24 protein-coding genes and 1 pseudogene are annotated in these 23431 nt (G+C 72.8%); 17 read left to right on the top strand and 8 right to left on the bottom strand.

All coding sequences use genetic code 11. The features are described from left to right. The first annotated feature begins 80 nt into the window (after nt 1-80). Both ACZ60X_RS08980 and ACZ60X_RS08975 read left to right on the top strand, forming a co-directional pair. A complete protein-coding gene (locus ACZ60X_RS08980; protein ID WP_469595229.1) occupies nt 81-1271 on the top strand; it encodes a cytochrome P450 in 1191 nt (396 codons plus the stop codon). Nucleotides 1272-1279: 8 nt separating this feature from the next. Beyond that, entirely contained in the window at nt 1280-1498 is a 219-nt protein-coding gene (locus ACZ60X_RS08975) for a ferredoxin (protein WP_469595225.1), read from the top strand. Between the two features lie 547 nt (nt 1499-2045). Here ACZ60X_RS08975 and ACZ60X_RS08970 read toward each other — a convergent pair. Next, a complete protein-coding gene (locus tag ACZ60X_RS08970) occupies nt 2046-2816 on the bottom strand; it encodes a maleylpyruvate isomerase family mycothiol-dependent enzyme (RefSeq protein ID WP_469595223.1) in 771 nt (256 codons plus the stop codon). A 39-nt stretch (nt 2817-2855) separates the two neighbouring features. After that, nucleotides 2856-3725, bottom strand: coding sequence for an alpha/beta fold hydrolase (locus ACZ60X_RS08965; protein WP_469595220.1), 870 nt, complete (start codon nt 3723-3725; stop codon nt 2856-2858). A gap of 102 nt (nt 3726-3827) precedes the next feature. On the opposite strand from ACZ60X_RS08965, the gene ACZ60X_RS08960 reads away from it, so the two are divergent. From ACZ60X_RS08960 to ACZ60X_RS08945, 4 genes are all read left to right on the top strand, one after another. Further along, complete coding sequence (locus tag ACZ60X_RS08960) at nt 3828-4262, top strand: winged helix-turn-helix transcriptional regulator (protein ID WP_469595218.1); 435 nt, start codon at nt 3828-3830, stop codon at nt 4260-4262. Between the two features lie 525 nt (nt 4263-4787). Then, on the top strand, nt 4788-5879 hold the full coding sequence (locus ACZ60X_RS08955; RefSeq protein WP_469595216.1) for a glutamate--cysteine ligase 2: 1092 nt from the start codon (nt 4788-4790) through the stop codon (nt 5877-5879). 133 nt (nt 5880-6012) lie between these two features. Beyond that, entirely contained in the window at nt 6013-6942 is a 930-nt protein-coding gene (gene ku / locus ACZ60X_RS08950) for a non-homologous end joining protein Ku (protein WP_469595214.1), read from the top strand. 117 nt (nt 6943-7059) lie between these two features. Continuing rightward, entirely contained in the window at nt 7060-7365 is a 306-nt protein-coding gene (locus ACZ60X_RS08945; RefSeq protein WP_469595212.1) for a hypothetical protein, read from the top strand. Nucleotides 7366-7376: 11 nt separating this feature from the next. On the opposite strand, the gene ACZ60X_RS08940 is transcribed toward ACZ60X_RS08945, so the two are convergent. Both ACZ60X_RS08940 and ACZ60X_RS08935 read right to left on the bottom strand, forming a co-directional pair. Next, nucleotides 7377-8165, bottom strand: coding sequence for an Fpg/Nei family DNA glycosylase (locus tag ACZ60X_RS08940; RefSeq protein ID WP_469595209.1), 789 nt, complete (start codon nt 8163-8165; stop codon nt 7377-7379). Between the two features lie 19 nt (nt 8166-8184). Further along, complete coding sequence (locus ACZ60X_RS08935; RefSeq protein WP_469595207.1) at nt 8185-8919, bottom strand: UdgX family uracil-DNA binding protein; 735 nt, start codon at nt 8917-8919, stop codon at nt 8185-8187. Nucleotides 8920-9178: 259 nt separating this feature from the next. Between ACZ60X_RS08935 and ACZ60X_RS08930 the strand changes: the two genes are divergently transcribed. Further along, nucleotides 9179-10057: a SigB/SigF/SigG family RNA polymerase sigma factor gene (locus ACZ60X_RS08930; protein WP_469595205.1), complete on the top strand. Its 879-nt coding sequence runs from the start codon at nt 9179-9181 to the stop codon at nt 10055-10057. A gap of 666 nt (nt 10058-10723) precedes the next feature. On the opposite strand, the gene ACZ60X_RS08925 is transcribed toward ACZ60X_RS08930, so the two are convergent. From ACZ60X_RS08925 to ACZ60X_RS08915, 3 genes are all read right to left on the bottom strand, one after another. Next, on the bottom strand, nt 10724-12871 hold the full coding sequence (locus ACZ60X_RS08925; protein ID WP_469595201.1) for a catalase: 2148 nt from the start codon (nt 12869-12871) through the stop codon (nt 10724-10726). Further along, nucleotides 12868-13416, bottom strand: coding sequence for a type 1 glutamine amidotransferase domain-containing protein (locus ACZ60X_RS08920; RefSeq protein WP_469595198.1), 549 nt, complete (start codon nt 13414-13416; stop codon nt 12868-12870). The genes ACZ60X_RS08925 and ACZ60X_RS08920 overlap by 4 nt, the downstream gene beginning before the upstream one ends. Nucleotides 13417-13541: 125 nt before the next feature. Beyond that, nucleotides 13542-13973, bottom strand: coding sequence for a CBS domain-containing protein (locus ACZ60X_RS08915; RefSeq protein ID WP_469595196.1), 432 nt, complete (start codon nt 13971-13973; stop codon nt 13542-13544). A 354-nt stretch (nt 13974-14327) separates the two neighbouring features. On the opposite strand from ACZ60X_RS08915, the gene ACZ60X_RS08910 reads away from it, so the two are divergent. Continuing rightward, on the top strand, nt 14328-14588 hold the full coding sequence (locus ACZ60X_RS08910) for a hypothetical protein (RefSeq protein ID WP_469595193.1): 261 nt from the start codon (nt 14328-14330) through the stop codon (nt 14586-14588). A 225-nt stretch (nt 14589-14813) separates the two neighbouring features. Here ACZ60X_RS08910 and ACZ60X_RS08905 read toward each other — a convergent pair whose 3' ends face one another. Further along, nucleotides 14814-15014 (bottom strand): hypothetical protein, encoded by a 201-nt coding sequence (locus tag ACZ60X_RS08905; RefSeq protein WP_469595190.1) that lies wholly within the window; start codon nt 15012-15014, stop codon nt 14814-14816. A gap of 34 nt (nt 15015-15048) precedes the next feature. Between ACZ60X_RS08905 and ACZ60X_RS08900 the strand changes: the two are divergent. The 9 genes and pseudogenes from ACZ60X_RS08900 to ACZ60X_RS08860 all read left to right on the top strand — a co-directional run. Next, nucleotides 15049-15303 (top strand): annotated as a pseudogene (locus ACZ60X_RS08900) (hypothetical protein); the annotation flags it as partial. 188 nt (nt 15304-15491) lie between these two features. Next, nucleotides 15492-15686 (top strand): hypothetical protein, encoded by a 195-nt coding sequence (locus ACZ60X_RS08895; protein ID WP_469596026.1) that lies wholly within the window; start codon nt 15492-15494, stop codon nt 15684-15686. A gap of 187 nt (nt 15687-15873) precedes the next feature. Continuing rightward, the gene (locus ACZ60X_RS08890; protein WP_469595187.1) at nt 15874-16398 is read left to right on the top strand and encodes a hypothetical protein; all 525 of its coding nucleotides are present in this window, start codon (nt 15874-15876) and stop codon (nt 16396-16398) included. Between the two features lie 101 nt (nt 16399-16499). Further along, entirely contained in the window at nt 16500-16928 is a 429-nt protein-coding gene (locus tag ACZ60X_RS08885) for a hypothetical protein (RefSeq protein ID WP_469595185.1), read from the top strand. A 280-nt stretch (nt 16929-17208) separates the two neighbouring features. Beyond that, nucleotides 17209-18036: a PaaX family transcriptional regulator gene (locus ACZ60X_RS08880; protein WP_469595972.1), complete on the top strand. Its 828-nt coding sequence runs from the start codon at nt 17209-17211 to the stop codon at nt 18034-18036. A 174-nt stretch (nt 18037-18210) separates the two neighbouring features. Further along, a complete protein-coding gene (locus tag ACZ60X_RS08875) occupies nt 18211-19644 on the top strand; it encodes an alpha/beta hydrolase (protein WP_469595182.1) in 1434 nt (477 codons plus the stop codon). A 48-nt stretch (nt 19645-19692) separates the two neighbouring features. Beyond that, entirely contained in the window at nt 19693-21282 is a 1590-nt protein-coding gene (locus tag ACZ60X_RS08870) for an MFS transporter (RefSeq protein ID WP_469595179.1), read from the top strand. 201 nt (nt 21283-21483) lie between these two features. Further along, nucleotides 21484-22356: a formyltetrahydrofolate deformylase gene (gene purU / locus ACZ60X_RS08865; protein WP_469595177.1), complete on the top strand. Its 873-nt coding sequence runs from the start codon at nt 21484-21486 to the stop codon at nt 22354-22356. Between the two features lie 185 nt (nt 22357-22541). Continuing rightward, nucleotides 22542-23339, top strand: coding sequence for an IclR family transcriptional regulator (locus ACZ60X_RS08860; RefSeq protein ID WP_469595174.1), 798 nt, complete (start codon nt 22542-22544; stop codon nt 23337-23339). The last annotated feature ends 92 nt before the right edge of the window (nt 23340-23431 follow it).

Raw genomic sequence — 23431 nt, 5'->3', positions numbered from 1 at the left:
TAACGGCCGATTAGCGTCGTTGACCTCTCGGTGGGCACCTCCTAGCGTTGTAAGCGCGTGCTTACACCAGGGAGGCAGCAGTGACGGCAACGGACCACGCACCCCTCGCCTACCCCTTCAACTCCAGCCAGGACCTGGCCCTGTCGGAGGCGTACGAACGGGCCCGCGACACCCCCGGACTGCTACGCGTCCAGCTGCCCTACGGGGAGCCCGCCTGGCTCGCCACCCGCTACGCGGACGCCCGGCTGGTCCTCGGCGACCAGCGCTTCAGCCGCGCCCTGGCCCTCGCGCACGACGAGCCGCGTGCCTCCGAGGGCAGGCGCGACAGCGGGATCCTCAGCATGGATCCGCCGGACCACACCCGGCTGCGCTCCCTGGTCGCCAAGGCCTTCACCGTCCGCCAGGTGGAGAGACTCCGCCCGCAGGTAAGGGAGTTGACGTCCACCCTGCTGGACGAGATCGAAGCGGCCGGGCCGCCGGTCGATCTGGTCGACCGCTACGCCCTGCCCATTCCGGTCGCGGTGATCTGCCGGCTCCTCGGGGTGCCGGAGGAGGACCGCCCGCGCTTTCGCGCATGGAGCGACGCGGCGCTGTCCACCAGCTCGCTGACCGCCGAGGAGTTCGACCGCAACCGCGAAGAGCTGCGCGCGTACATGGCCCAGCTGATCACCGCGCACCGTAAGCAACCTCAGGACGACCTGATGACGGCGCTGATCGAGGCGCGCGATCACGACGACCGGCTGTCCGAGCTGGAGCTGGTCGACCTGTGCGTCGGCATCCTCGTGGCCGGCCACGAGACCACCGCCACCCAGATCCCCAACTTCGTACTCACCCTTCTCGACCATCCGGAGGCGCTGGCCCGGCTGCGCGCCGAGCCGACGCTCATCACCAGCGCGGTCGAGGAGCTGCTGCGCTTCGTGCCCCTGGGCAGCGGCGCCGGTCAGCCGCGGTACGCCAAGGAGGACGTCGAGGTCGGCGGCACTCTGGTGCGGGCCGGGGAACCAGTGCTGGTCGCCGTCGGCGCGGCCAACCGCGACGCGCTGCGCTTCACCGCGGCGGGCACGCTCGACATCACCCGGACCGGCAACGCCCATCTGGGCTTCGGCCACGGCGTCCACCACTGCCTCGGGGCGCCACTGGCCCGCCTCGAACTCCAGGAGGCCATCGGCGCGTTGGTGGCCCGATTCCCCCGGTTGCACGTCACCGGTGACATCACCTGGAAGACCGAGATGCTGGTGCGCGGCCCGCGCGTCATGCCCGTGGGCTGGTGAGGCGGATCATGAGCTGGCAACTGCACGTCGATTCCGGCCGCTGCATCGGCTCCGGCATGTGCGCCGGAGCCGCGCCGGAGCTGTTCGCTCTCGCCGACGACCACGCGCATCCCGTCCAGGAGCACATCGCGGAGCAGGACGAACGCGCCCTGGACGCCGCGGACATCTGTCCGATGCTGGCCATCACCGTCCGGGACGCGGAGGGCAGGGAGATCGCGCCCCGCTAGCGTGATCAACCCGGTGGCGTCAGGCTCCGCGCCCCTGGCACCACCGGGATCCGGGCATCGGTGGATCCGAGCGGCTCCTCGCCGGCTTCGAGCCGTACGAGGACCCCGGCCTCTTCCAGCGCAACACCCCGGTCATCGGCCGCCGCACGTCGACCGCGGAGGAGGTCGTGGCGGCGCAGACGGCCCTCGCCGACCACCTCGACGAGCTGCTGTCAAAGGCGTCCGGCCGGGCCAGGACCCGCTGGTCGTCCTGCTGATGGCGGACGGCCGGTTCCTCGTCGCCTGCCGCACCGGGCGGCCGCTCACCGGCGCCCTGGCCGTGGGGATGCCGCCGCGCGACCTGCGCCGGTGGCGAACCGCCGTCGCCGCCGGGACCGACTGGCACGGCGCCCTGGCCTCGGCCTCCGGGCTCCCGCCTGAGCCGCGGGCGGCGCGAACAGGTCGGGGCGTCAGTGCGTCGGTGCGCGTCGCTCTGTGGCCGGCCGCCGATTCGGGAATGCGGCCGGGACGGCACGGTGGCGGCGCCGCAGCGCCAGTCTCGCGGTGATCAGTAGAGGAAGGGCGGCTCCGGCAGTGCCACGCCGCCCTGCGGGGTCAGGCCGGTGCCCGGGGAACGGCCCATCAGCCAGCTCAGGAGCGCGCTTTCCGTACCGTGGATCACCGGTGCGGGCGGGCTGCCGATGTCGTACCGGATGCGGGTGTCGGTGGCGTGCAACCGCATGGCAGGGGCGTCGCCGCGTCCGCCGAAGGTCGCGACGACCCGGTCGAGCATGTCGTGGACGAAGCCGGCCGGCCACTGCGCGGGGGTGTAGCCGGCGGCCAGGTCGACGTGGTGGACGAGCACTTCGGTGAGCCGCGAGACGGCGGCCCGGGACGCGGGGCGCTCCTGGCCCCGGGTCCAGCGGATCGTGCGACGCCACGCCTCGGTCGTCATCCGCCGGTACTCCCGCGCGAACCGGGCGGCGCTGTCCCGCACATCGGCCACGAGTGCGCCGGCGCCCCGGCCCGCCCCCCGCTCGATCTCCTCGGCTCGGGCCGCCAGGCTCGGATACTCGGGTGTCTCCACGCCGGTCCGCGCCCAGACGAGCAGCCGGCGCCCGCCATCGGCGTTGCGCGCCAGATGGGTCAGGACATGGCCCCGCGACCACTCCGGCAGCAGCGACGGTGCGCGGACGTCGGCGTCGGTGAACCGGGACGCCGTCTCCAGCAGTTGCTCGGTGGCGGCGTCGATCCGTTCCAGGACGGCGGCCGGGTCGAAGTCCGTGTGCGCCGGAACAGCGGCGCGGTTGACGTCGGTGTGTGCCTCGTCCGCAGTCACGCTGCTTCCTCCCGGGGGCTCGACAGGTCCAGCGTGAGCCTAGGCCCGGCAGGGGGCCTCGCCGGCAGGCGGCACGCGCTCACCGGCCAGGAAGGGACGCAGCAGAGCGAGAAGGGCCCGCGGGCGGTGCAGCGGGACGATGTGACCGCAGCCGTCGAGGACACGCCCCGTCAGATCGTCCGCGTGCGGCCGGAGTTGCTTCTCCAGGGCCGTGCCGACGGGGTGCGCTCCCACGGTCATCGTCGGGACGCTCAGCCTTCCGCGGGCGACGGCCTGCTGCACCTGGGCAGCGCTGTCGGGCAGGGCCCGGTAGTACGAGAAGGCGCGCCGCAGCGCCTCGCGACCGGTGTAGGCCCGCACGAAGGCGTCCCGGATCAGCGGTGGTACGCCCTCGCCGAGTGTTCCGGCGTTGAGGAACCAGTCGATGTACCGGGCCTCGTTCCCGCTCAGGACCTCTTCCGCGAGTCCGGGCACGGCATGGAAGCCGAACCACCAGGGCGGGCCGGCCGCGAGGAGGTCCTCGGCCCCGGGCAGCCGGCCGACCAGGGCCTCCAGGACGACGAGCCGGCGCACCAGGTCGGGGCGGCGCATGGCCAGCAGGAACGCCGGGGGCGTGCCCGCGTCGATGCCGACGACCGCGGCGCCCGGCACGCCGAGTGCCTCCAGCAGTGACTCTGCGTCGGTGGCCAGGGTCCCGGCGTCGTATCCGGACTCGGCCGGGCCGCTCGCGCCGAAACCGCGCAGGTCCGGCGCGATGACCCGGTAACGGTCCGCGAGGCCCGCCATGATCTCCCGCCACACCTCCCAGGTGTGGGGGAATCCGTGCAGCAGCAGAACGGCCGGCCCCGAACCGTCCAGGGCCACGTTCAGCTCCACACCGTTGACGGTGATGCGCCGCAGTTCGGGCACGCGTGCCTCCGACTGGGTAGTTACGAATGGTGACAAGCAAACCTTAGGGAACTACTCTTGAGGCCCCAAGACGGCACTTTCCTCTCAGGTGGTGAGTCCGACGTGACCACGTCGCGGCGCGGTGACCTCTTCGATCCGCAGTGTCCGACGCGCCTGCTCCTGGACCGGATCGGGACGAAGTGGACCTCGATGGTGATCAAGGTGCTGGCGCAGGACGCTCCCGGCGAGGTCCGTTTCGCGGATCTGCGGCGCCGTATGCCGGGCGTCTCGCAGAAGATGCTCTCCGTCACGCTCCAGGGGCTGGTCCACGACGGACTGGTCACCCGCCGCGTGGAGCCGACCGTGCCGCCGGCGGTGCACTACGGCCTCACCGGTCTGGGGCTCTCCCTGGAGCGGCCGCTCGCCGCGCTGCGCGTGTGGGCCGAGGAGCACATGGCGGAGATCGAGGAGGCGCGGTCACGACCGGGGCCGGGACCGGCCGGCCCCGATGGGCCAGGGGCGGGCTCGGAGAGTTCGGGTGGCGGGGCGCACGGGTAGTCGTGGCATGACCTCAGCGCGCCCCGGTTCCCGCCGTACCTCGTCCGTGGCGGCCTGCCAGGTGCTCCAGGGGCCGACGCCGGACCACGGCCCGCCGAGGACCTGCCGCGCTACTTCGCCGCGGTGGCCGCGGGCGTCCGGGAGCAGTTGCGTCTGCCCGAGCACGGGTCGTGACCGCCGCCAGGGTGGTGCTGCGACAGGCCCGCGCCCAGGCGCGCGGGTCCTGTGAAACTCGCCTTCGGGATCGCGGGCTTCCCCGACGCCCGCGAGGCTCTGGAGCACACGACGGTGCGGCGCGCCTGATCGCGCACGAGGGGCGGCCTCCGCGCTCCCGAAGGATCGCCTTTCCGGGGCGCACGCCGTCCCGTCCTGTGGGTACTCGTGCCGTGGTCCTCCCCGCGCTACGAATCGCCCTCGGCCGCGTTCCGGGACGGGGAGCGGATCCGGAACATCCGGGTCGCAGCACGGCGACGGTGCCCGGGCGCCGGCTGGCCCCGGCCGCACGGAGCAGGAAGGCGGCGACAGGTGCGCACGGTAGGAGTGGAGGAAGAACTCCTTCTGGTCGACCCGGACAGCGGGGAACCGAAGGCGATGTCCGCGGCCGTCCTCGCCCACGCGGCGCAGGACGAGCCCGGACAGAACGTGTTCGAGAAGGAACTGTTCGGGCAGATGCTGGAGTTCGCCACGCATCCGCAGGCGGAGATGGACGTGCTCGGCGCCGAGATCATGCACTGCCGCAAGGAGGCGGCGCGGCACGCGGGCGAGCTGGGGTGCGCGGTCGCCGCGCTGGCCACCTCACCGTTGCCGGTCAGTGCGACGATCAGCGTCAACGATCGGTACCGGTGGCTGTCCGAGCGGTACGGGACCCCCACCCGGGAACAGCTCGTGTGCGGCTGCCATGTGCATGTGTCGGTCCAGTCCGACGAGGAGGGCGTGGCCGTGGTCGACCGGCTGCGCCCCTGGCTGGCGGTGCTGTGCGCGCTCAGCGCCAACTCGCCCTTTTACCAGGGCCGGGACACCGGCTACGCCGCGTACCGCCGCCGACTGTGGGAGCGCTGGCCGTCGGCGGGGCCGACCGAGCTGTTCGGGTCGGCCGAGGGTTATCACCGGCGGGTCGCGGACATGCTCGCCACCGGTGTCATCCTCGACGAGGCGATGGCGTACTTCGAGGCGCGCCCGTCCGCGCGCTACCCGACGGTGGAGGTCCGGGTGGCCGACGTGTGCCTGCACGCGGACACCGCCGTCCTCGTCGCCGCCCTCGTCCGGGCCCTGGTGGAGACGGCGGCTCGTGCCTGGCGGGCGGGCGAGCCTCCGCTCGACCACAGTGTCAGCGTGCTGCGACTGGCCTCCTGGCAGGCCGCCCGGTGGGGCCTGGAGGAGGATCTGCTCGACCCTGCGACCATGCGGCCCCGGCCCGCCGCGGCCGTGGTGCGCTCGCTGCTGGAGCACACCGGCGACGTGCTCACCGAGAACGGTGACGCCGCCCGCGTCGAACGCACCGTCGCCTCACTCCTCGGCGGCGGAAACGGCGCCCGCGAACAGCGGCTGCTCCTGGAGCGCACAGGCGACCTGCACGGTGTCGTCACCGAATGTGTGCGGCGCACCCAGGGCGAGTGACGCGGGCGGCGCAGCGGTACGAGCGGTACCACGGGTACGAGGGGTACCACGGGTACGGCGTACCGCGCTGGGTACCCGCCGGCGGAGGGAAGCCTCGGGAGTGAGCCTTCTGTCTCGCGGAGGTGGCCGCGGCATGGCACGTGCGGTGTGGAACGGTGTCCTCACCTTCGGCCCGGTGTCCCTGCCGGGCCAGCTGTTCACGGGGACCGACAGTCACGCCGTCCGGTTCCATCAGCTTCAGCGCGGTACCTCCGACCGCGTACGCAACAAGCGGGTGAACGAGCGCACCGGCAAGGAGGTACCGCTGGACGAGATCGTCAAGGGCCTGGACACCGGCGACACCTACGTGATCGTCGAGCCTCGGGAACTGGAGGACATCGCACCGGGCCGCTCGCGTGAGCTGGAGATCGCGGGGTTCGTCGACCTGGAGGAGGTCGAGCCGGTCTTCTTCGACAAGACCTACTACCTGGGGCCGAAGGGGGAGGAGTACGAGAAGGTGTACGCCGTGCTGGAGAAGGCCCTGGAGCGCGCGGGCAAGGCGGGGATCGCCACGTTCGTCATGCGCAACCGGGAGTATCTGGTCGCGGTGAAGGCCGAGGCCGGGATCCTGACCCTGCACACCCTGCACTGGGCCGACGAGATCCGCGACCCGCACACCGAGATCGACGATCTGCCCGGCGGGGTCCGCCTGGGCGACCGCGAGCTGAGGATGGCCGAGCAGCTGATCGACTCGCTGAGCATCGCATGGGACCCGACCGACTACCACGACACCTATCACGAGAAGGTGCAGGAGCTGGTGGCGGCCAAGCAGAAGGGCGAGAGCGTGGAGAAGGCCGAGCAGCCGGCCGAGGCCACCAACGTCATCGATCTGATGGACGTGTTGCGGGCCAGCGTGGACCGGGCGAAGTCGCAGAAGGAACGAAGGTCCCGGAAGCGGGGCGGTGCGCCGGAGAAGCCGGCCGCCGCAGACGCCCGCGCGCGGAGCCTTCCCCCGACTCGCTCACCAAGTCGCAGCTGTACGACCTGGCGGCCGAGGCCGATGTCAAGGGCCGCTCCTCCATGACCCGCGAGGAGCTGCTCAAGGCGCTGTCGAAAGCCGGCGCGCACGGCCACGCGCGGGCGTCGTGATCAGAGGACGCGGTGCGTGGTGGACCAGATCATTCCGTGAGGAGACGGCACAGTGAGCCAGATTCCGCCCAGCAACAGCCCGCACCCCGTGCCAAGGGATCTGCCGGACCAGCAGGCGGGGGCCGGTGAGGACCGGTGGGAGCCCCGCAGCGGCGAGCGCCGCCCGCGGCAGGACGGCCCGGACGACCGGGACGGTCCCGGCGGCGAACCGGACCAGGACGCGACCGGTACGGACGCCGACGAGAGCGGTGCGGCCGACGTACCCGACACGGACGAGGCCGGCGCGGGGCCGCGCGGCGCTCCGCGGCACGCGGGAGTGCATCCCGAGCAGCCCGTGCCCGAGGAGCCGTCCGGTTAGCGCGGCGGCGATCACTGCTGGCAGTGCGCGCACCAGACGGTCCTGCGGCCGGCGACGCGCTGGGACCGCAGCCCTGCGCCGCAGCGGGGGCACAGCGGCTCGGCGTCGTCGCGGCGGCCCGTGAGCCAGGTGCGGCGCGGTGGTACGCGCCCGGCGCGCGTGGCGGTGGCCAGCACCCCACGCAGCGCCGTGAAAACGCGCCGCGCCTCGGCGGCGTCCAGGCCCCGCGCCGGACGCAGGGGCGCCACCCGGGCGCGCCAGAGGATCTCGTCGCACAGCAGGTTGCCGAGCCCCGCGATGAGGGACTGGTCCATCAGTACGCCCTTGACCGCGCCGCGCCGCCCGGCGAGCAGGGCCAGGAAGTCCGGGCGGGTCAGCTCCAGGGCGTCCGGGCCCAGCCGGTCCAGCACCCGCCGCAGCGCCCGCGCGTCCGGGACCAGCCGGATGCCCTGGAGTTTGCGCTGGTCCCGGTAGCACAGCCGGCGCTCGTCGTCGAGGGTCAGCACGACCCGGTCGTGCCTGGCCGGCGGCTCCTGCGCACCGGTGCACACCAGCGCTCCGGTCATGCCGAAGTGCCACACGAGGGCCGGACCCGCGCCCTCCCCGACCGGGACGATGAGCAGCTTGCCGTGGCGCCAGGGCCGGCCGAGCCGCTTGCCCTCGACCTCCCGCCGCAGGCGTCCCGCGCCGACCCCGCGCAGCACGCCCGGGTCACGCACCTCGACGTGCCGGACGCACCGGCCACGACCGCAGCCGTTCAGGACCTCGCGAAACCCCTCGACATCCGGAAGCTCCGGCACGCCCGCCTCCCGAAGCACCTCACGGCGCGTCCTCGTCCCGCCCGCCGGGACCCTCGCCGTTCGCGAGGACGTCGGCGACGACCCGCAGATCGGCGACGAGGCCGTCGTAGAGCTTGGTGCGGTCGGCGTCGTCGGCGCGCAGCACGGCGGACGGGTGGATCGTCGCCACCAGCCCGCTGATGCCCTGTTCGGCACCGTCCGCACCGTCGCCGTCGCCGAGGACGGGCCAGGGAAGCAGGGCGCCGCGCTGCTCGTTCACCCGGAAGCCCGAGCCGAGCAGGGCCTTGCCCGCCGTCCCGCCGAGCGCGACGACCACCTCCGGTGCCACGACCCTCAGCTCGGCCACGAGCCAGGGACGGCAGGCCGTCATCTCGCGCAGGCTCGGCGCCTTGTGGATCCGGCGTTTACGGCCTTCGGGGATCGTGAACTTGAAGTGTTTGACCGCGTTGGTGACGTACGCCTGATCGGGATCGATCCCCGCGTCCGCGAGGGCGCGTCTCAGCACCCTGCCCGCGGGGCCGACGAAGGGCCGGCCCTGCCGGTCCTCCTGGTCCCCGGGCTGCTCGCCGAGGAGCATGACCCGCGCGTCCGTGTCGCCCTCGCCGAACACGGTCTGGGTCGCGTCCCGGTACAGCGGGCAGCCCCGGCACTGCGCGGCCGCCTTGCGCAGCCCGGGCAGCCCCGCGCGCCGCCCGGGGAGGAAGGGCGTCGCGTCGTGCGCCTGGCCGTCATCCTCAGCGCCCTTTACCGCCATGGCCTGTCACCCCTTCTCCCCTCGTCGGTGCGCCCCGCGCGTCACCGGGTGGGGCCGCACCGCTTCCGGGTACCCAGGCGAGGGGGGTACTCGCGCGCCGCCCGGCGCGCGGCCTGTCCACGGCGGTTTGCGCCGGCCGTCGCCGGGCAGCGGATGGGAATCACGCGGGAGCGTCCCGGACGTCGCCGGGGCGGAACGCCCGGACCACATCCGCGCTCCCGCGGTGACCGCTACGCCGGACAAGTATTTGCGAGGCATCATGCGCACTCAAGTGACGGCACGGCGTCATCGGCACGATGACGCCCCGGATTCGGAGGAGGCCTTCCGCAGGCTCGCCACGCTCCCCGACGGACGGCAGCACGACGAGCTGCGCAGGGACATCGTCGAGGCCTGGCTGCCGATGGCCGACCGGCTGGCCGGACGGTTCCGCAACCGTGGTGAGAGCGACGAGGACCTGCGCCAGGTCGCTGCGCTCGGGCTGGTCCGTGCGGTCGACCGCTACGACCCCGACCGCGGCCACGCCTTCGAGAGTTACGCCGTACCCACGGTCACCGGCGAGATCAAGCGGCACTTCCGTGACCACATGTGGGGGCTGCACGTGCCGCGCCGGGTCCAGGAACTGCGCAACCGCGTGCGGTTCGCCTGCCAGGACCTGTCGGGCAGCGTGTCGGACCGCCTGCCCGCGGTCGCCGAGATCGCCGAGCACACACAGCTGACCGAGGAGGAGGTCCGCACCGGTCTGCTGGCACTGCGGAGTTTCAGCACGCTGTCCCTCGACGCCGGTCTGAGCGGCAGCGAGGACGGTCACAGCCTCGTCGACACCCTCGGCGACCCCGAGCCCGCCCTCGAGACCGTCGTGGACCGTGAGGCCGTCAAACCCCATCTGGCGGCGCTCCCCGAGCGGGAACGGACCATTCTCTACCTGCGGTTCTTCCAGGACATGACGCAGAGCCGCATCGCCGAGCGGTTCGGGATCTCGCAGATGCACGTGTCGCGTCTGATCAGCCGGTCGTGCCGGCAGATCCGCGAAGGAGTCCTGCGGGACGCCACGCGGCAGGACCAGGAACGGCAGGACGACGACCGCCAGGACGCGCAGGGCTGGGACGAGCACGGTTCCGGGCGGAGTCCGGCCGGCTGACCGCCGCCCCCGGACGGGTCCGCCGAGGGCCGCCACAGCCGCGTCGACGCGGATCGGCAGCGGCAGCGGCAGGCGTACGCGGATCCTGTTCAGCGACGGGCGCGACCGGACCAGCGCGGCGAAGTCCCGTGGACACGCGGCGTCGTCGAGGGCGGTCAGGACGCCCACCGTGCGGGCGCGAGCCGCCGTACGCTGCCAGTTGGCCGCCGAGGCCAGGCCGATGGACTCGGTGCCCTGGTCGAAGGGCAGGAGGCGGATCTCGTCGTAGGGCGGGGCGGTGTCGAGGCAGCTGTCGAGGCCGGTACGGCAGGTCTCGCCGCCCACCAGGTCCTCGCTGCACGCGCTCACCGCGGTGCGCTCGCCGACGGCGCCGCCGTCCGCCAGGACGCGGACGACCAGGTCCCGGTCGGTCACGACGCCGCGCAGCCGGCCGTCCTCGATCACGAGCACGTCGCCGACGTCTTCCCGGCGCATCAGCCGGGCGACGTCGACACCGAGGTCAGCGGGGCCACCGTGACCAGGTCCGTCGTCATGAGGTCGCGCACCTGCTGGGTCATGTCTCCTCCCTCGTCCCTCGCACCGCGGAATCGGGCGGACCGCCCTTGCCGCGTCCCGCGCCCCCGGAGCGCCCTCGGGCCGGCCGGCGCCGGCCCGGGACGCGCGGGGTCAGCAGCGCGCCGGCGGCCGGCCCCAGTGGCGGTGTGCCGCGACGGCTGCCACGAGCGCCTGGACGAACTCCGCGCTCGCGGGGTCGGTGGCGGGGTCCGTCACCACGCCCTGGTCGGCGACCACCTGGTGTGCCTGCGTGGACAGGCGGACGCCCTCCGGTTCCAGGGCGGACAGCATGTCCACTCCGTTGCCGAGCGCCGCGACGGGCTTGCCGTGCCGGTAGGCGTCGCGCACGAAGCGCATCGCGTCGGGGTCGCCGGTCAGCGGCGGGGTGTCCGCCGCGTGCCCGGGCACGACGACCGCGTCGTACAGGACGGACGCGACGGTCGGCATCGCCCGGTCGACCTCGCAGGGCTCGCCGTCGGCCGCCGGCACGGTGCCGTCCGCCGGGGCCAGCACCTCCACCTGGGCGCCCCGGGGGGCCAGGGCCTCCCGGATCGAGGCGACCTGCCGGCCGTTCACCGCGTCGGCCGCGAGTACGGCGATCCGGCGGGTGCTGATCGATCCGTCCCCGGTCAGCGACTCGAGGCTGAGGGCGGGCGAGGACTGCTTGGAGGCCGCCCCCGTCCCGTCCGACGGCTCGGGCACCCCGATGCCGCGCGCCACCTGGCTTGCCAACTCGGCGTCCACCTGAGCGAGTTGACTGACGGTGGCGGCGCGCACGTGCTTGGCGTCGACCTTGCCGAGTTCGAACCGGAACGCCTGCACGATGTGCTGCTTCTCCCAGTCGGCCATGCTGTTCCAGAACAGCGAGGGCTGGCTGTAGTGGTCCTGGAAGCTCGGACTGCGGCGGCGGATCTTGGCTCCGTCGACCCGCTCCGCGTAGTGCGTGTAGGCCGTGGTGCCCATGCCTCCGGGAGCCGGGCAGCCGCCCCCGAGGGAGTTGGGGAAGTAGTTCGTGCCGCGGTGGACCGTGCTCTGGTGGTATCCGTCGCGCTGGTTGTTGCGGACGGGGGCCACCGGCCGGTTCACCGGCAGCTGACTGAAGTTCGGCCCGCCCAGCCGGATGAGCTGCGTGTCCAGGTAGGAGAAGTTGCGGGCCTGGAGCAGTGGATCGTTGGTGAAGTCGATCCCGGGGACGACATTGGCGGTGTGGAAGGCGACCTGTTCTGTCTCCGCGAAGAAGTTCTCGGGATTGCGGTTCAGGACCATGCGGCCGATCGGCCGGACCGGGACCTGTTCCTCAGGGATGATCTTCGTGGCGTCCAGCAGGTCGAAGTCGAAGGCGAACTCGTCCTCCTCGGGGACGAGTTGGACTCCCAGTTCCCATTCCGGGAACGCGCCCGCCTCGATGGCCTCCCACAGGTCGCGCCGGTTGAAGTCGGGGTCACGGCCCTGGCACTCCTGCGCCTCGTCCCACACCAGCGAGTGCACCCCGAGCCGTGGCTTCCAGTGGAACTTGACGAACGTGCCCCGGCCCTCGGCGTTCACGAAGCGGAAGGTGTGCACGCCGAAGCCCTGCATCATGCGGTAGCTGCGCGGGATCGCCCGGTCCGACATCAGCCACATGACCGTGTGCAGGGTTTCCGGCTGGAGGGAGACGAAGTCCCAGAACGTGTCGTGCGCGGAGGCACCGGTCGGGATGTCGTGCTGCGGCTCCGGTTTCACCGCGTGCACGAAGTCCGGGAACTTGATGCCGTCCTGGATGAAGAAGACCGGGAAGTTGTTCCCGACGAGGTCGTAGTTCCCCTCCGACGTGTAGAACTTGGTGGCGAAGCCGCGTACGTCGCGCACGGTGTCGGCGGACCCGCGCGGCCCCTGCACGGTGGAGAACCGCACGAAGACCGGGGTACGCACGCTGGGGTCCTGGAGAAAGGCCGCGCGGGTGAACTCGGCGCAGGACTCGTACGGTTCGAAGTAGCCGTACGCGCCCGCGCCGCGCGCGTGGACGACCCGCTCCGGAATCCGTTCATGGTCGAAGCGGGTCAGTTTCTCCCGGGCGTGGAAGTCCTCCATCAGTGTCGGACCGCGCTCGCCCGCGCTCAGCGAGTCGTCGGTGTGGTCCACCTCCACGGCCTGGTCCGTGGTCAGCGGCCCCGCCGCGGGATCGGCGGCGCGGAAGGCGTCGAGCTGCTCGTCCTTGCGGTCGGGGACCTCGTCCCCGCGGTCGGTGGTCGCCTCCTGGCGGTCGGGAGTCGCCGTCATCGGCCCGCCCCCTCCTGGTCGAACACGTCCAGATAGGCCTCGCAGAACGCCTTCAGGTCGTCCGGCTTGCGGCTGGTGACCAGCTTGTTGGGCCCGTGGTCGCAGATCTTGACCTGCTCGTCGACCCAGGTGCCGCCGGCGTTGCGGATGTCGGTCCGCAGGCTCGGCCACGAGGTCAGCTCCCGGCCTCGCACCACGTCCGCCTCGACGAGGGTCCACGGCGCGTGGCAGATCGCGGCGACCGGGCGCCCCTGCTCGAAGAAGTCCTTCACGAACGCGACGGCCTTCTCGTTCATCCGCAGGAAGTCGGGATTGGCGACTCCGCCCGGCATCACCAGACCGCCGAAGGAGTCCGCGGAAGTGTCACCGACGACCTCGTCCACCGTGAACGTGTCCGCCTTGTCGAGGTGGTGGAAGGCCTGGATCTCACCGGAGTCGGTCGACACCAGCACGGGGTCGTGCCCGGCGGCCAGAGCCGCCTGCCAGGGTTCGGTCAGCTCCACCTGTTCGACGCCTTCGGGCGCTGTCAGAAACGCGATACGCATGATCGGTGACTCTCCTTTGCGTTCTTTCCTGTCCTCGCCATGCGGCTGTTGCTGTGCTGTCGCGTCCGGCAGGTGCTACCGGGTCGCGGGGACGTCCTCGTCATGCCGCTGCCGCGCTGCCGCGGTCACAGGCCGTGTACGGCCCTGCCGTGGAGTTCCGGCGTCGGCGCCACGGTGGGAGCCGAGGTCGCCGTGACGGCGGGGTCGTCGGCGCGGACCAGGCCCACGGGTTCGCCGTAGACGATCACGGCGGCGTGCCGTGCCGACCGCTCGCGCATTCTCCTGGCGGCGCGCTCGATGTCCTCGTCCACGTCGACGGTGACCAGATCCCCGGGCACCACCCGGACCACCGGCACCCGTCTGGGATCGGCCCCGTCCGCCACGGAGCCCACCAGCAGGTCGCGGTCGCTGACGAACCCGATCAGGTTCCCGTCGTCCACCACCATGACGAGGTCGACGGCCTGGTCGCGCATCACCTGGGCCACCGAGGTCACCGACGCCCACGCGTTCACGGCCGTCGGCACATCGGTCATGATGTCGCGCACATTCCTGACCATGACGCCCCCTTCCAGGCTCGGTCCCGGTGCTCTCACCGCGCTCCCGCGCCGGGTACCCAGCACCGCCCGCTTCACCACGGGCGAGCCCCTGTCGCACACATCCGCGCGCGCCCCGTCTCCGTGGGCAGGCCGGCCCTCCCCGCCCCCGTGTGAACGGCGCGCACCGGCAGCAGCCGGCGATGAGCAGCGGAGGACGCGACCGGCCGCGAACGCGGTCCAAAGGCGGGACCCCGCGTCCCGGACGGCCCGAACCGGCTGCTCACCGGCTTGCGGGGCCGGAATCCGTGCGGTCACCGCCGCGACCGGGGCGCGAGCCGGGCCGGCGCAGCCCGAGGCGGACGGGAGGGTGCCCTGGTGCCGGAGGCGGACGGTCGACGGGAGGGACTCCTCGACGCGGCCGCTGTGGCAGATCGCGGCGACCGGTTGCTCGGGGTCACGCTGCCGGCCGGGGGTGCCTCCCTGCTCCGCGCCCCGCACCGGGCGCACCGGCATCGGGAAGGCGTGGCCGATCAGGTGCCGCGTACGGTGATCGCGGAGGACGCCACGGCCGTGACGGGCGTACTGCTGGCGGCGATCGGGAGACCCCGGCATCCGGTGACCGGGCGGCTGGCGTGAACCGCGTGGCGGGATCGGTGCGTTCCACGGTTCCCAGGAGGAGATCGACAAGGCCGGCTCAAGCGGCGTATCACCGCAGGGCGACCGCAGGCCGCACACGTCTTCCCGGACGTCACCGAGGCCCAGGCTCCGCACACCTCGCACGCCCCCGAGCATCGGTGTCACCGCCGCCGACGGATGCTCCCTCCTCCGGCTCCCCGTCCCGCTGCCGCTCTTCGGCCGCCGTCAGGAGCCGGGAGCGGAGACGGGGTGGGCCAGTTCGCTGGTGAGGCGCTCCCTGACGGCGCGGTTGGCGCGCCGCGTCACCGTCCGGACGGCGGAGGCCGGCAGGCGGTCGGCGAGCGGCGCGCGCGCCCAGGCGTACGCGAACGAGACGCGGCTCCCGCCGACGGGCAGCGGCGCGATGGTGGAGGTGCCCTGAGCCACGCGCCGCCCGGCCGCGCCGGCGTTGCGTTCGACGGTGCGTCGGGGGTGTCGGCTTCGACGACCTCGATGGCGACGTCGGTCGTCGTGCCGCAGGCGCGGCGGTGACGGTGGCGCGCGATCCGATGCCGCGCGAGGAGCCGCCGTGGCGCCAGTTGGCCAGGCAGAAGGACGCCCGGGCAGCCGGCGGGACGCGGATCGGCGCGCCCGGCTGGTGGACGCGGCCGTGGACCACGTCGCGGCGCAGGGCATCGCGGACCTGAGCCTGCGCCGCCGGGGCGCCGCGGGCGGCGTCAGCCAGCGCATGCTGATCCACTCCTTCGGGTCCAAGGAACAGTTGCTCGTGGCGATCGCCCGCGCCCCGCGTCTGTGGCAGGGGTTGACGGCCTCCGAGCCGGTCGGCCAGGAGCGGCTCTGCTTCGGGATCCCCGGACACGCGCTGCGCGGCGCGCCGAGGCCGTCCTCGTACGGAAAGGACTGGTGTCGGAACTGGCCGGAACCGCTCGCAGCCGCTGCGGCGGCGGCCGGGGCGGACACCGCGACGGCCCGCAGCGCTCGCGACTGGGGATCGCCACCGTCCGCGGTCTGTCGGTCGACCTGCTCGCCAGCGGTGACCGCGTCGGCGTCGACGCGGCGATGGAGGAGTTCCTCTGCTTCTCCTCCGGCCCGGAGTGACGCCGGAAACGCTGTCAACAACCAAGTTCCGGCCAGGACTTGGCCTTCACGCGCCCCACGGTGGATAAATCTTCAACCAAAGGATTTCCCGGGCCGGTAAAGCGTCTACCCGCATAGATGACCCCGGTGCTGTCATGGCCATGACCGCCCGGACCTCTGCCGGGCACCACACCGGGAGATCCCCCACATGTCCCGAACGACACGCCCCCTGGTGACCGCCCTGTCCGCCCTCGCCCTCGCCACGGCGGGGCTCGTGGTGACCACCGGAACCGCGCACGCCCAGTCGTGCAGCCAGTCCTACCTCCCCCTCCCCGACCCCAGCTGCCAGCCCGGCGCCCTCAACCCCGACGTCACGCAGGGCACCATCGGCTCCACGATCTGCGTCTCCGGCTGGACCTCGACGGTGCGCCCCCCGAGTTCATACACCACCGCCCTGAAGAAGAAGCAGATCGTCGCGTACGGCTACAGCGACACCAACACGTCCGACTACGAGGAAGACCACTTCGTACCGCTGGAACTCGGCGGCGCGCCCAGGAGCGAACAGAACCTCTGGCCGGAGCCGCAGTACGGCGCCAAGACCGCCGCCGACAAGGACAAGGTCGAGAACCAGCTCAAGAAGGCCGTCTGCGCGGGCACCGTCAGCCTCACGGACGCGCAGGACGCGATCATGACCGACTGGACGACGGCACTGTCGAATCTCGGCCTCGGCTGAGCCTCGACCGCGCCACGGGGGCCGGCTTTCCTCCGCGAACAGCCGGCCCCTCCCGTTCCCTCCTCCGCTGCCGCCCGCCCGCCACACCTATGATCATGGGCATGTCTGCCCTCCGCGAGCGTTCCGTCCGCAATCAACTGGCACCCGGAGAGATCCTCCTGGGGTACGGCAGCGTCGTCCCCGCGCGAAGCGCCAAGGGGATCAGCGTGAATCTCGGCGGTGCCGTCGCGAACCAGTTGGTGGGCCGGATCGGCGCGCAGTCCGGCGGAGCCGGCAGTATCGCCGCGGGCATGCCCCAGACCTCCGGCGCACTCCTGCTGCGCGTGACGGACCAGCGAGTCGGGCTGGTCAAGCCCCTGGACGGCACTCCCGTGTGGGAGGTGCCGCGCGCCTGGGTGGCCCGGGTCGAACGCCGCCCCCGGACCCAGCTGATGGCCCGCTTCCGGCTGCACTACGCCGACGGTTCCTGGCTCGCCTTCCTCACCATGCGGCGCCGTACGATCGAGCAGTTCCGGTCCCTCATCGGCTGAACCCCGCCGATCCCTCCCGGTCCGGCCCACGCGCCGTCCGGCCCCCACCGGGTCGCCCCTTCCCGCCGCACCGGAACGACCGCGGCCCGTCGTCGGCCACGTCTGCTCCGCGGCGGGGGCCGGCTTCGCGCGGGCGTGGGAGGCAGGCGCGGCACAGCCGCCGCTCACCGCCCGGTCGGCCACCCGTACGGCGGCACCCTCGGCGGTGCCCCCACCGGGCGCCTCGCCGCCTACGCCGGTCCCGGCCGCGTATGTCGCAGCGGCGCCCGCCTCGTACTGTATCCACGTGACCGGTCCCGTCCCCCGCCCCCAGTCCCTCCTGCTCAGCTTCCTCGGCGACGAGGTGCTGGGGCGAGGCGTGTGCGTGTACACGGGGAGCGTCATCGAGGTGTTCCGGCGGGCCGGTGTCGGGGAGCAGGCCACCCGGTCCACGCTGACCCGGATGGTGGGGCGCGGCCTGCTGAGCCGGCGGCGCGAGGGGCGGCGGACCTACATCGGGCTCACCGAGCGTTCGGAGGCGATCCTGCGCGACGGTGAGCGGCGCATCTGGCGGACCGGCGCGGTCAACCGCGACTGGGACGGTACCTGGACGCTGCTCGGTTTCTCGCTCCCGGAGTCCTGGCAGCGGCAGCGGCACGATCTGCGCTCGCAGTTGGCCTGGGCGGGCTTCGGCGCGCTGTTCAGCGGGCTGTGGATCGCGCCGGGCGAGGTCGACGTCTCCGGGATCGTCGGCGAACTGGGTCTGGCCGCCCACGTCAAGGTCTTCCGTGCCCACGCGGACGCCGGCACGGACATCGCCGGGATGATCGACGAGACGTGGGATCTGTCCCAACTGGCCGCGGCTTACCGCACCTTCGAGGCGTACTGGCGGCCGTATTCCTCGAGCGGGGCCGATCCGGCCGCCCAGGACGCCCTCGCGCTGCGCCTGCGGCTGACCGCCGAGTGGCTTCAGGTCATCCGCGGTGACCCGCGACTGCCCGTGCGGCATCTGCCCGCCGACTGGCCCGCGGCCGGCGCCGAGAAGACGTTCCGCACGGTGCACGCCCACCTGGAGGCGCCCGCCCGGGAGGCGGCGCGCCGGCTCATCGAGACCCTTCCCGTGGCGTAGCGCCCCGCTCCGGGGCGGGCGCGCTCGCGGACATGGAATGAAGTGATGTTGTGCATCGCATTGACGGCCGCAAGAAATCCGCCCTACATTCCTGACACCTTCGTTCAGTGCACTGAGTATCTGGAACATCCGTCCGGGACCCCGCTCCGCAGCCGCCCCGAAGGAGCCCGCCTCATGCGTGCCACTCTCGCTGCCCGCACCGACCGCCCCCGTCCCCGCACCCCCCGTACCCGGATGCGCGTCGCGCTCGCCGTCCTGGCCTCGCTCGCCTCCACGGCCCTCGCCGCCCTTCCCGCGCCGGCCGCCCAGGCGGAGACGACGACCGCCACCCACCTCACCGGCACGCTCCCCGACGGCGCCGGCTGGATCGCGGACCTCCCCGCCCACTGGAACGGCACCCTGCTGCTGTTCAGCCACGGCTTCGGCCCCACCGTCGCCGGGGACGCGCCCTCCGCCGCCGTACAGGCCGAGCTGCTGGCCGAGGGCTATGCGCTGGCCGGGTCGTCGTACGATCCCCATGGCTCGATGTGGGCCCTGGACAGCGCCGAACGCGATCAGTTCGGCACGCTCGACGCGGTCACCGGGCGGATCGGCACCCCGCGCCGCACCCTCGCCGTCGGCCAGTCCATGGGCGGACTCGTCAACGCGCAGATCGCGCGGGACGGCGCCGGCCGGGTCGACGGCGCCCTCGGGCTGTGCGGCCTGGTGGCGGGCGGCACCGATCTGGACAACTACCAGCTCGACGCCGAGTACGCCATCGCCCGGCTGCTCCTGCCGGGGCGGGACGTCGGCCTTGTCCGCTTCGGTTCCGCCGGGGACGCGGCGGCCACGGCCAGGAAGCTCGGCGACGCCGTCACCGCCGCCCAGGCCACCGCGCAGGGCCGCGCCCGCATCGCGCTCGCCGCCGCCTTCCTCAACCTGCCCGCGTGGGCGCCCGGAGCGGACCGGCCCGCGCCGACCGACTGGGCGGGCCAGGAGCAGCAGCAGTACGCGTGGTTCGCGCAGGGCGTCCTGGCGTTCGTCGAGGGCGGCCGGTACGCCGTCGAGCAGTCCGCCGGCGGCAACACCTCCTGGAGCCGGGGCGTCGACTACGCCCGGCTGCTCGCCGGATCCGTGCGCGCCCCGCAGGTCCGCGCCCTGTACCGCGCGGCCGGGCTCGATCTGCGCGCCGACCTGGCGGCCCTGACCCGGGATGCCTCGATCACCGCCGACCCGGCCGCCGTCCGTGCCGCACAGCGCACCTCTTCCGCCGGGCAGGGCCTCGGCGTACCGCTGCTGGACGTGCACACCACCGCCGACAACCTGGTGCCGGTCGAGCAGGAACGCCGGTTCGGCGACCGGGTGCGCGCGGCCGGGGACGGCGCGCTGCTGCGGCAGGCGTACGTCGAGCGGCAGGGCCACTGCGCGTTCACCACCGCCGAGACCGTGGCCGCCCTGCACGCGCTCGAACACCGCGTCACCACCGGCCGCTGGGACGGCGCCGCGACCCCGGCCGCGCTCCAGAGGTCCGCCACCGCGCTCGGCCTGGACGGGGCGGCGTACGTCCCGTACCGCCCGGCACGGCTGACGGTCGGCCGCGACCGTCCCGCACGCCCCGACCACCACTGACCTCGCCGACCGCTGACCTTGCCCACCACTGACGTTGGGACCCCGCTCATGTCCGACGCATCCGCCGCCCCGCGTACCTCCCTCGCCCTCGGCACGCTCCTCGCCGGGTGTCTGGCCGTCTGCCTCGCCCAGATCGGCCTCGCGATACCGGCCACCCTCAACGGGCTGTTCCAGGAGCACCTCCGGCCGGTCGGCTCCCAACTGACCTGGATCTCCGACGCGTTCCTGCTGCCCGTCGCCGTCCTCGAACTCACCTTCGGCGTGCTCGGCGACCTCTTCGGGCGCAAGCGGCTCCTCGTCGGCGGCGCCGTCCTGGTGTGTGCCGGCGAGGTCGTCGCCGCGAGCGCCACCGGCATCCATCAGCTGTGGGCGGGGCAGGCGCTCGCCGGTCTCGGCGCCGCCGCCCTCTTCCCCACCTCGCTCGCCATGATCGCGGCCGGTACCCACACCGGTGCCGAACGCGCCCGTGCGATCGCCCTGTGGGCGTCGAGTCTGTCCGCGGGCGGCTTCCTCGCCCCGCTGCTCGGCGGGATCACCGGCACGTACGGCTCATGGCGCTCGGCGTTCGTGGTGGTCGCCGCGCTGGCGGCGGTCAGTGCGCTGGTGAGCCTGTGGCTGGCAGCCAACTCCCGTGCGCCTAAGGGGCGTTCACTGGACATCGGCGGTCAGGTCACCATCGGTGTCGGGCTGTTCGCCCTGCTGTACGCCGTCATCCAGGGGCCGGCGGACGGCTGGGGGTCGGCTGGGGTGGTCGTGGCGTTCGTGATCGCCGCGGTGTTCCTGGCCCTGTTCGTGGCCGCCGAGCGCCGGGCCCGCTCGCCCCTGCTGCGCCTGGACCTGTTCCGCAACCGCTCCTTCGCGATCGCGTCGGCCGTCGCGGTCGTGGGCATGTTCAGCTTCCTGGGCACGGCCTACGCGACGAGCATCCGGCTCGGTCCCATCCAGCACCAGAGCCCGATGCGCGCCGCCTTCGCGTTCCTGCTGCTCAACGGCATCACGCCGGCCCTCACCCCGCTCACCTCCCGGCTGCTGCACCGGCTGCCCGCGCGGACGCTGCTCGGCACCGGTCTGGCGCTGATGGCCGCGGGCGACTTCCTGGCCGCGGGGCTCGGCGTCGGCGACCGGGCCCTGACCTCGCTGATCCTGCCGCTCGGGCTGGTCGGCGCGGGCTTCGCCTTCACGGTGTCGTCGATCACCGCGACCGCCGTGAACACGGTGCCGCTGCCGCTCGCGGGCATGGCGAGCGCGGCGACCAACCTGCTGCGCGACCTCGGTTTCACCCTCGGCCCGGCGGTCATCGGCGCGGTCGCGCTGAGCCAGGCGGCGTCACGGGTGACGTCCTCGCTGGCGACTGCGCCGTCGCTGAACGCGGCGTCGCAGGCCGCGGCGCGCGAGGTGCTCAAGGAGGGCGGTCCCCTCGCCCTGAACTCCGTTCCCGCCGACTCCCCTCCGGGGGCGGCCCGTTCGTACGCCCTCGACGCACTCGGACACGGCTACGCGATCGGGTTCGTGGTGTGCGGTGCCGCCGCCCTGTTCTCGGCACTGCTGGTGGTGACGGCCCTGCGGGGGCGTACGGCCGAGGAGGGCGCGCCGCACGAGGAGAACGGTGTGGAGCCGACCGCGCTCAGCATGGGCTGAGAGACCGTCTCCTTGCGCGCAACCTCCGCTCCCTTAGCGCCGGACCCGGCCCCTGGAGCCTGCGTCCACCGCCCCCACATCGTTGCATATTGCGAAACGTTGCGCGCAATGCGAACGGCACCCTTGACCGCTGCCCCTCAGCACCCGACCATGTTGCGTATCACTCACAACGTTGCTCTCTGTGCGCCCATGGAGGGTGTCATGTCTCCTCGACCGCAGCCCGGCCGCGAGTTCGTCCTCACCCTGTCGTGCCCCGACCGGGCCGGTCTCGTCCACGCCGTGAGCACCTTCCTCGTCACCCACTCCGGCAACATCCTGGAGAGCCAGCAGTTCGACGACCGGCTCCAGGACCGCTTCTTCATGCGGGTGCACTTCGACGTCTCGGACCCGGGGGTCGGGCCGGAGGATCTGCGCACCGGCTTCAGCCCCGTCGCCGAGGCGTACCGGATCACCTGGCAGCTGCGCGACGCCTCGACCCCCACCCGGACACTGATCATGGTGTCGAAGTTCGGCCACTGCCTCAACGACCTGCTCTTCCGCAAGTCCACGGGCGCGCTCAACATCGAGATCCCGGCGATCGTCTCCAACCACCGCGACCACGAGCCGCTGGCGCGCAACTACGGCATCCCCTTCCACCACATCCCCGTGACGCCGCAGACCAAGGCCGAGGCGGAGGCCCGACTGCTCCAGCTCGTCGACGAGTTGGACGTCGACCTCGTGGTGCTCGCCCGGTACATGCAGATCCTCTCCGACGACCTGTGCAAGAAGCTCGACGGCCGGGCCATCAACATCCACCACTCCTTCCTGCCGAGCTTCAAAGGGGCCAAGCCGTACGTCCAGGCGCACCGGCGCGGCGTCAAACTCGTCGGGGCCACGGCGCACTACGTCACGCCCGACCTCGACGAAGGCCCGATCATCGAGCAGGACGTCGTCCGTGTGAACCACTCCCACGCCCCGGACGAACTGGTCGCCCTCGGCCGCGACGTCGAGGCCCAGGTGCTCGCCCGCGCCGTGGAGTGGCACAGCGAGAGCCGGGTCCTGGCCAACGGCCACTGCACGGTCGTCTTCCGCTGACGGCGGGGCGGCGGGGAACCGGTGGTGGACACGGGGCGGCGCCCGCGGGAACCAAGGTCTCCGCAGGCACCGTCCCGCCGTGGTATACCGGCTTGGCAAGCCGCCTCTCCGGCGCAGTCCGCGCCCGCGCCGGCGCTTTCACCGTAAGGGCGGGACACCGGAATGCCCGTACGTATAGTTGCGCCATGAGCAACTACACAGCAGATGGCGAAACAACAGGCCCCGCTGTGAACGGGGTGCAGTCCGTCGACCGAGCCGTCAGCGTCCTGGAGATCCTCGCCCGGCGCGGTGAGGCGGGCGTCAGCGAGGTCGCCGCCGAGATCGACGTCCACAAGTCGACCGCGTTCCGCCTGCTCGGCGCGCTGGAGGCGCGCGGTCTGGTCGAGCAGGCGGCCGACCGGGGCAAGTACCGGCTGGGTTTCGGGATCGTCCGCCTCGCGGGCGCGGTCACGGGCCGGCTCGACGTCACACAGCAGGGCCGGGCGGTGTGCGAGCGGCTCATCCAGGAGATCGGCGAGACCGTGAACATCGCCGTGCTCCAGGAGCACTACGCCGTCAACCTCTACCAGGTGCGCGGCCCCGGCGCGGTCGGCACGCACAACTGGGTCGGGCAGCTCACCCCGGTGCACGCCACGTCCAGTGGCAAGATCCTGCTGGCCCACCTGTCGGCGACGGCCCGCGCCCGTGTGCTCGCGGCCGCCGGGCTGCGGAGGCTGACGCCGCACACCCTGACCGCCCGGACGAAGCTGGAGAAGGACCTCGACCAGGCCCGCGAGCGCGGCTACGCGGTGACGCTGGAGGAACTGGAGATCGGTCTGCACGCCGTCGCGGCCCCGATCCGTGACCGCGACGGCGAGGTCATCGCCGCCCTCAGCGCCTCCGGGCCGGCGTACCGATTCACCGAGGAACGCCTGCACGAACTCGCGCCCGCCCTGCTCAAGGGCGCGCAGGAGATCAGCCACCGGATGGGCTACCTGGGCTGACTCCCGGCGGCCCCCGGGACCGACGTGCGCGAGGCACCGCCCGCCGTCGGAGAACTGCTCGGCGTGACACTCACGACACCCGTCACCGGCGT

It is taken from the genome of Streptomyces sp. NPDC104106, from assembly GCF_055584345.1.
This window is presented reverse-complemented; position numbering and strand designations above follow the sequence as displayed.

Coding starts and splice junctions, on each gene's coding strand:
- ACZ60X_RS08975 (WP_469595225.1), top strand. CDS start 1,280: ATGAGCTGGCAACTGCACGTCGATTCCGGCCGCTGCATCGGCTCCGGC.
- ku (WP_469595214.1), top strand. CDS start 6,013: ATGGCACGTGCGGTGTGGAACGGTGTCCTCACCTTCGGCCCGGTGTCC.
- ACZ60X_RS08935 (WP_469595207.1), bottom strand. CDS start 8,919: ATGGCGGTAAAGGGCGCTGAGGATGACGGCCAGGCGCACGACGCGACG.
- ACZ60X_RS08930 (WP_469595205.1), top strand. CDS start 9,179: ATGCGCACTCAAGTGACGGCACGGCGTCATCGGCACGATGACGCCCCG.
- ACZ60X_RS08925 (WP_469595201.1), bottom strand. CDS start 12,871: ATGACGGCGACTCCCGACCGCCAGGAGGCGACCACCGACCGCGGGGAC.
- ACZ60X_RS08920 (WP_469595198.1), bottom strand. CDS start 13,416: ATGCGTATCGCGTTTCTGACAGCGCCCGAAGGCGTCGAACAGGTGGAG.
- ACZ60X_RS08915 (WP_469595196.1), bottom strand. CDS start 13,973: ATGGTCAGGAATGTGCGCGACATCATGACCGATGTGCCGACGGCCGTG.
- ACZ60X_RS08890 (WP_469595187.1), top strand. CDS start 15,874: ATGTCCCGAACGACACGCCCCCTGGTGACCGCCCTGTCCGCCCTCGCC.
- ACZ60X_RS08885 (WP_469595185.1), top strand. CDS start 16,500: ATGTCTGCCCTCCGCGAGCGTTCCGTCCGCAATCAACTGGCACCCGGA.
- ACZ60X_RS08875 (WP_469595182.1), top strand. CDS start 18,211: ATGCGTGCCACTCTCGCTGCCCGCACCGACCGCCCCCGTCCCCGCACC.
- ACZ60X_RS08870 (WP_469595179.1), top strand. CDS start 19,693: ATGTCCGACGCATCCGCCGCCCCGCGTACCTCCCTCGCCCTCGGCACG.
- purU (WP_469595177.1), top strand. CDS start 21,484: ATGTCTCCTCGACCGCAGCCCGGCCGCGAGTTCGTCCTCACCCTGTCG.
- ACZ60X_RS08860 (WP_469595174.1), top strand. CDS start 22,542: ATGAGCAACTACACAGCAGATGGCGAAACAACAGGCCCCGCTGTGAAC.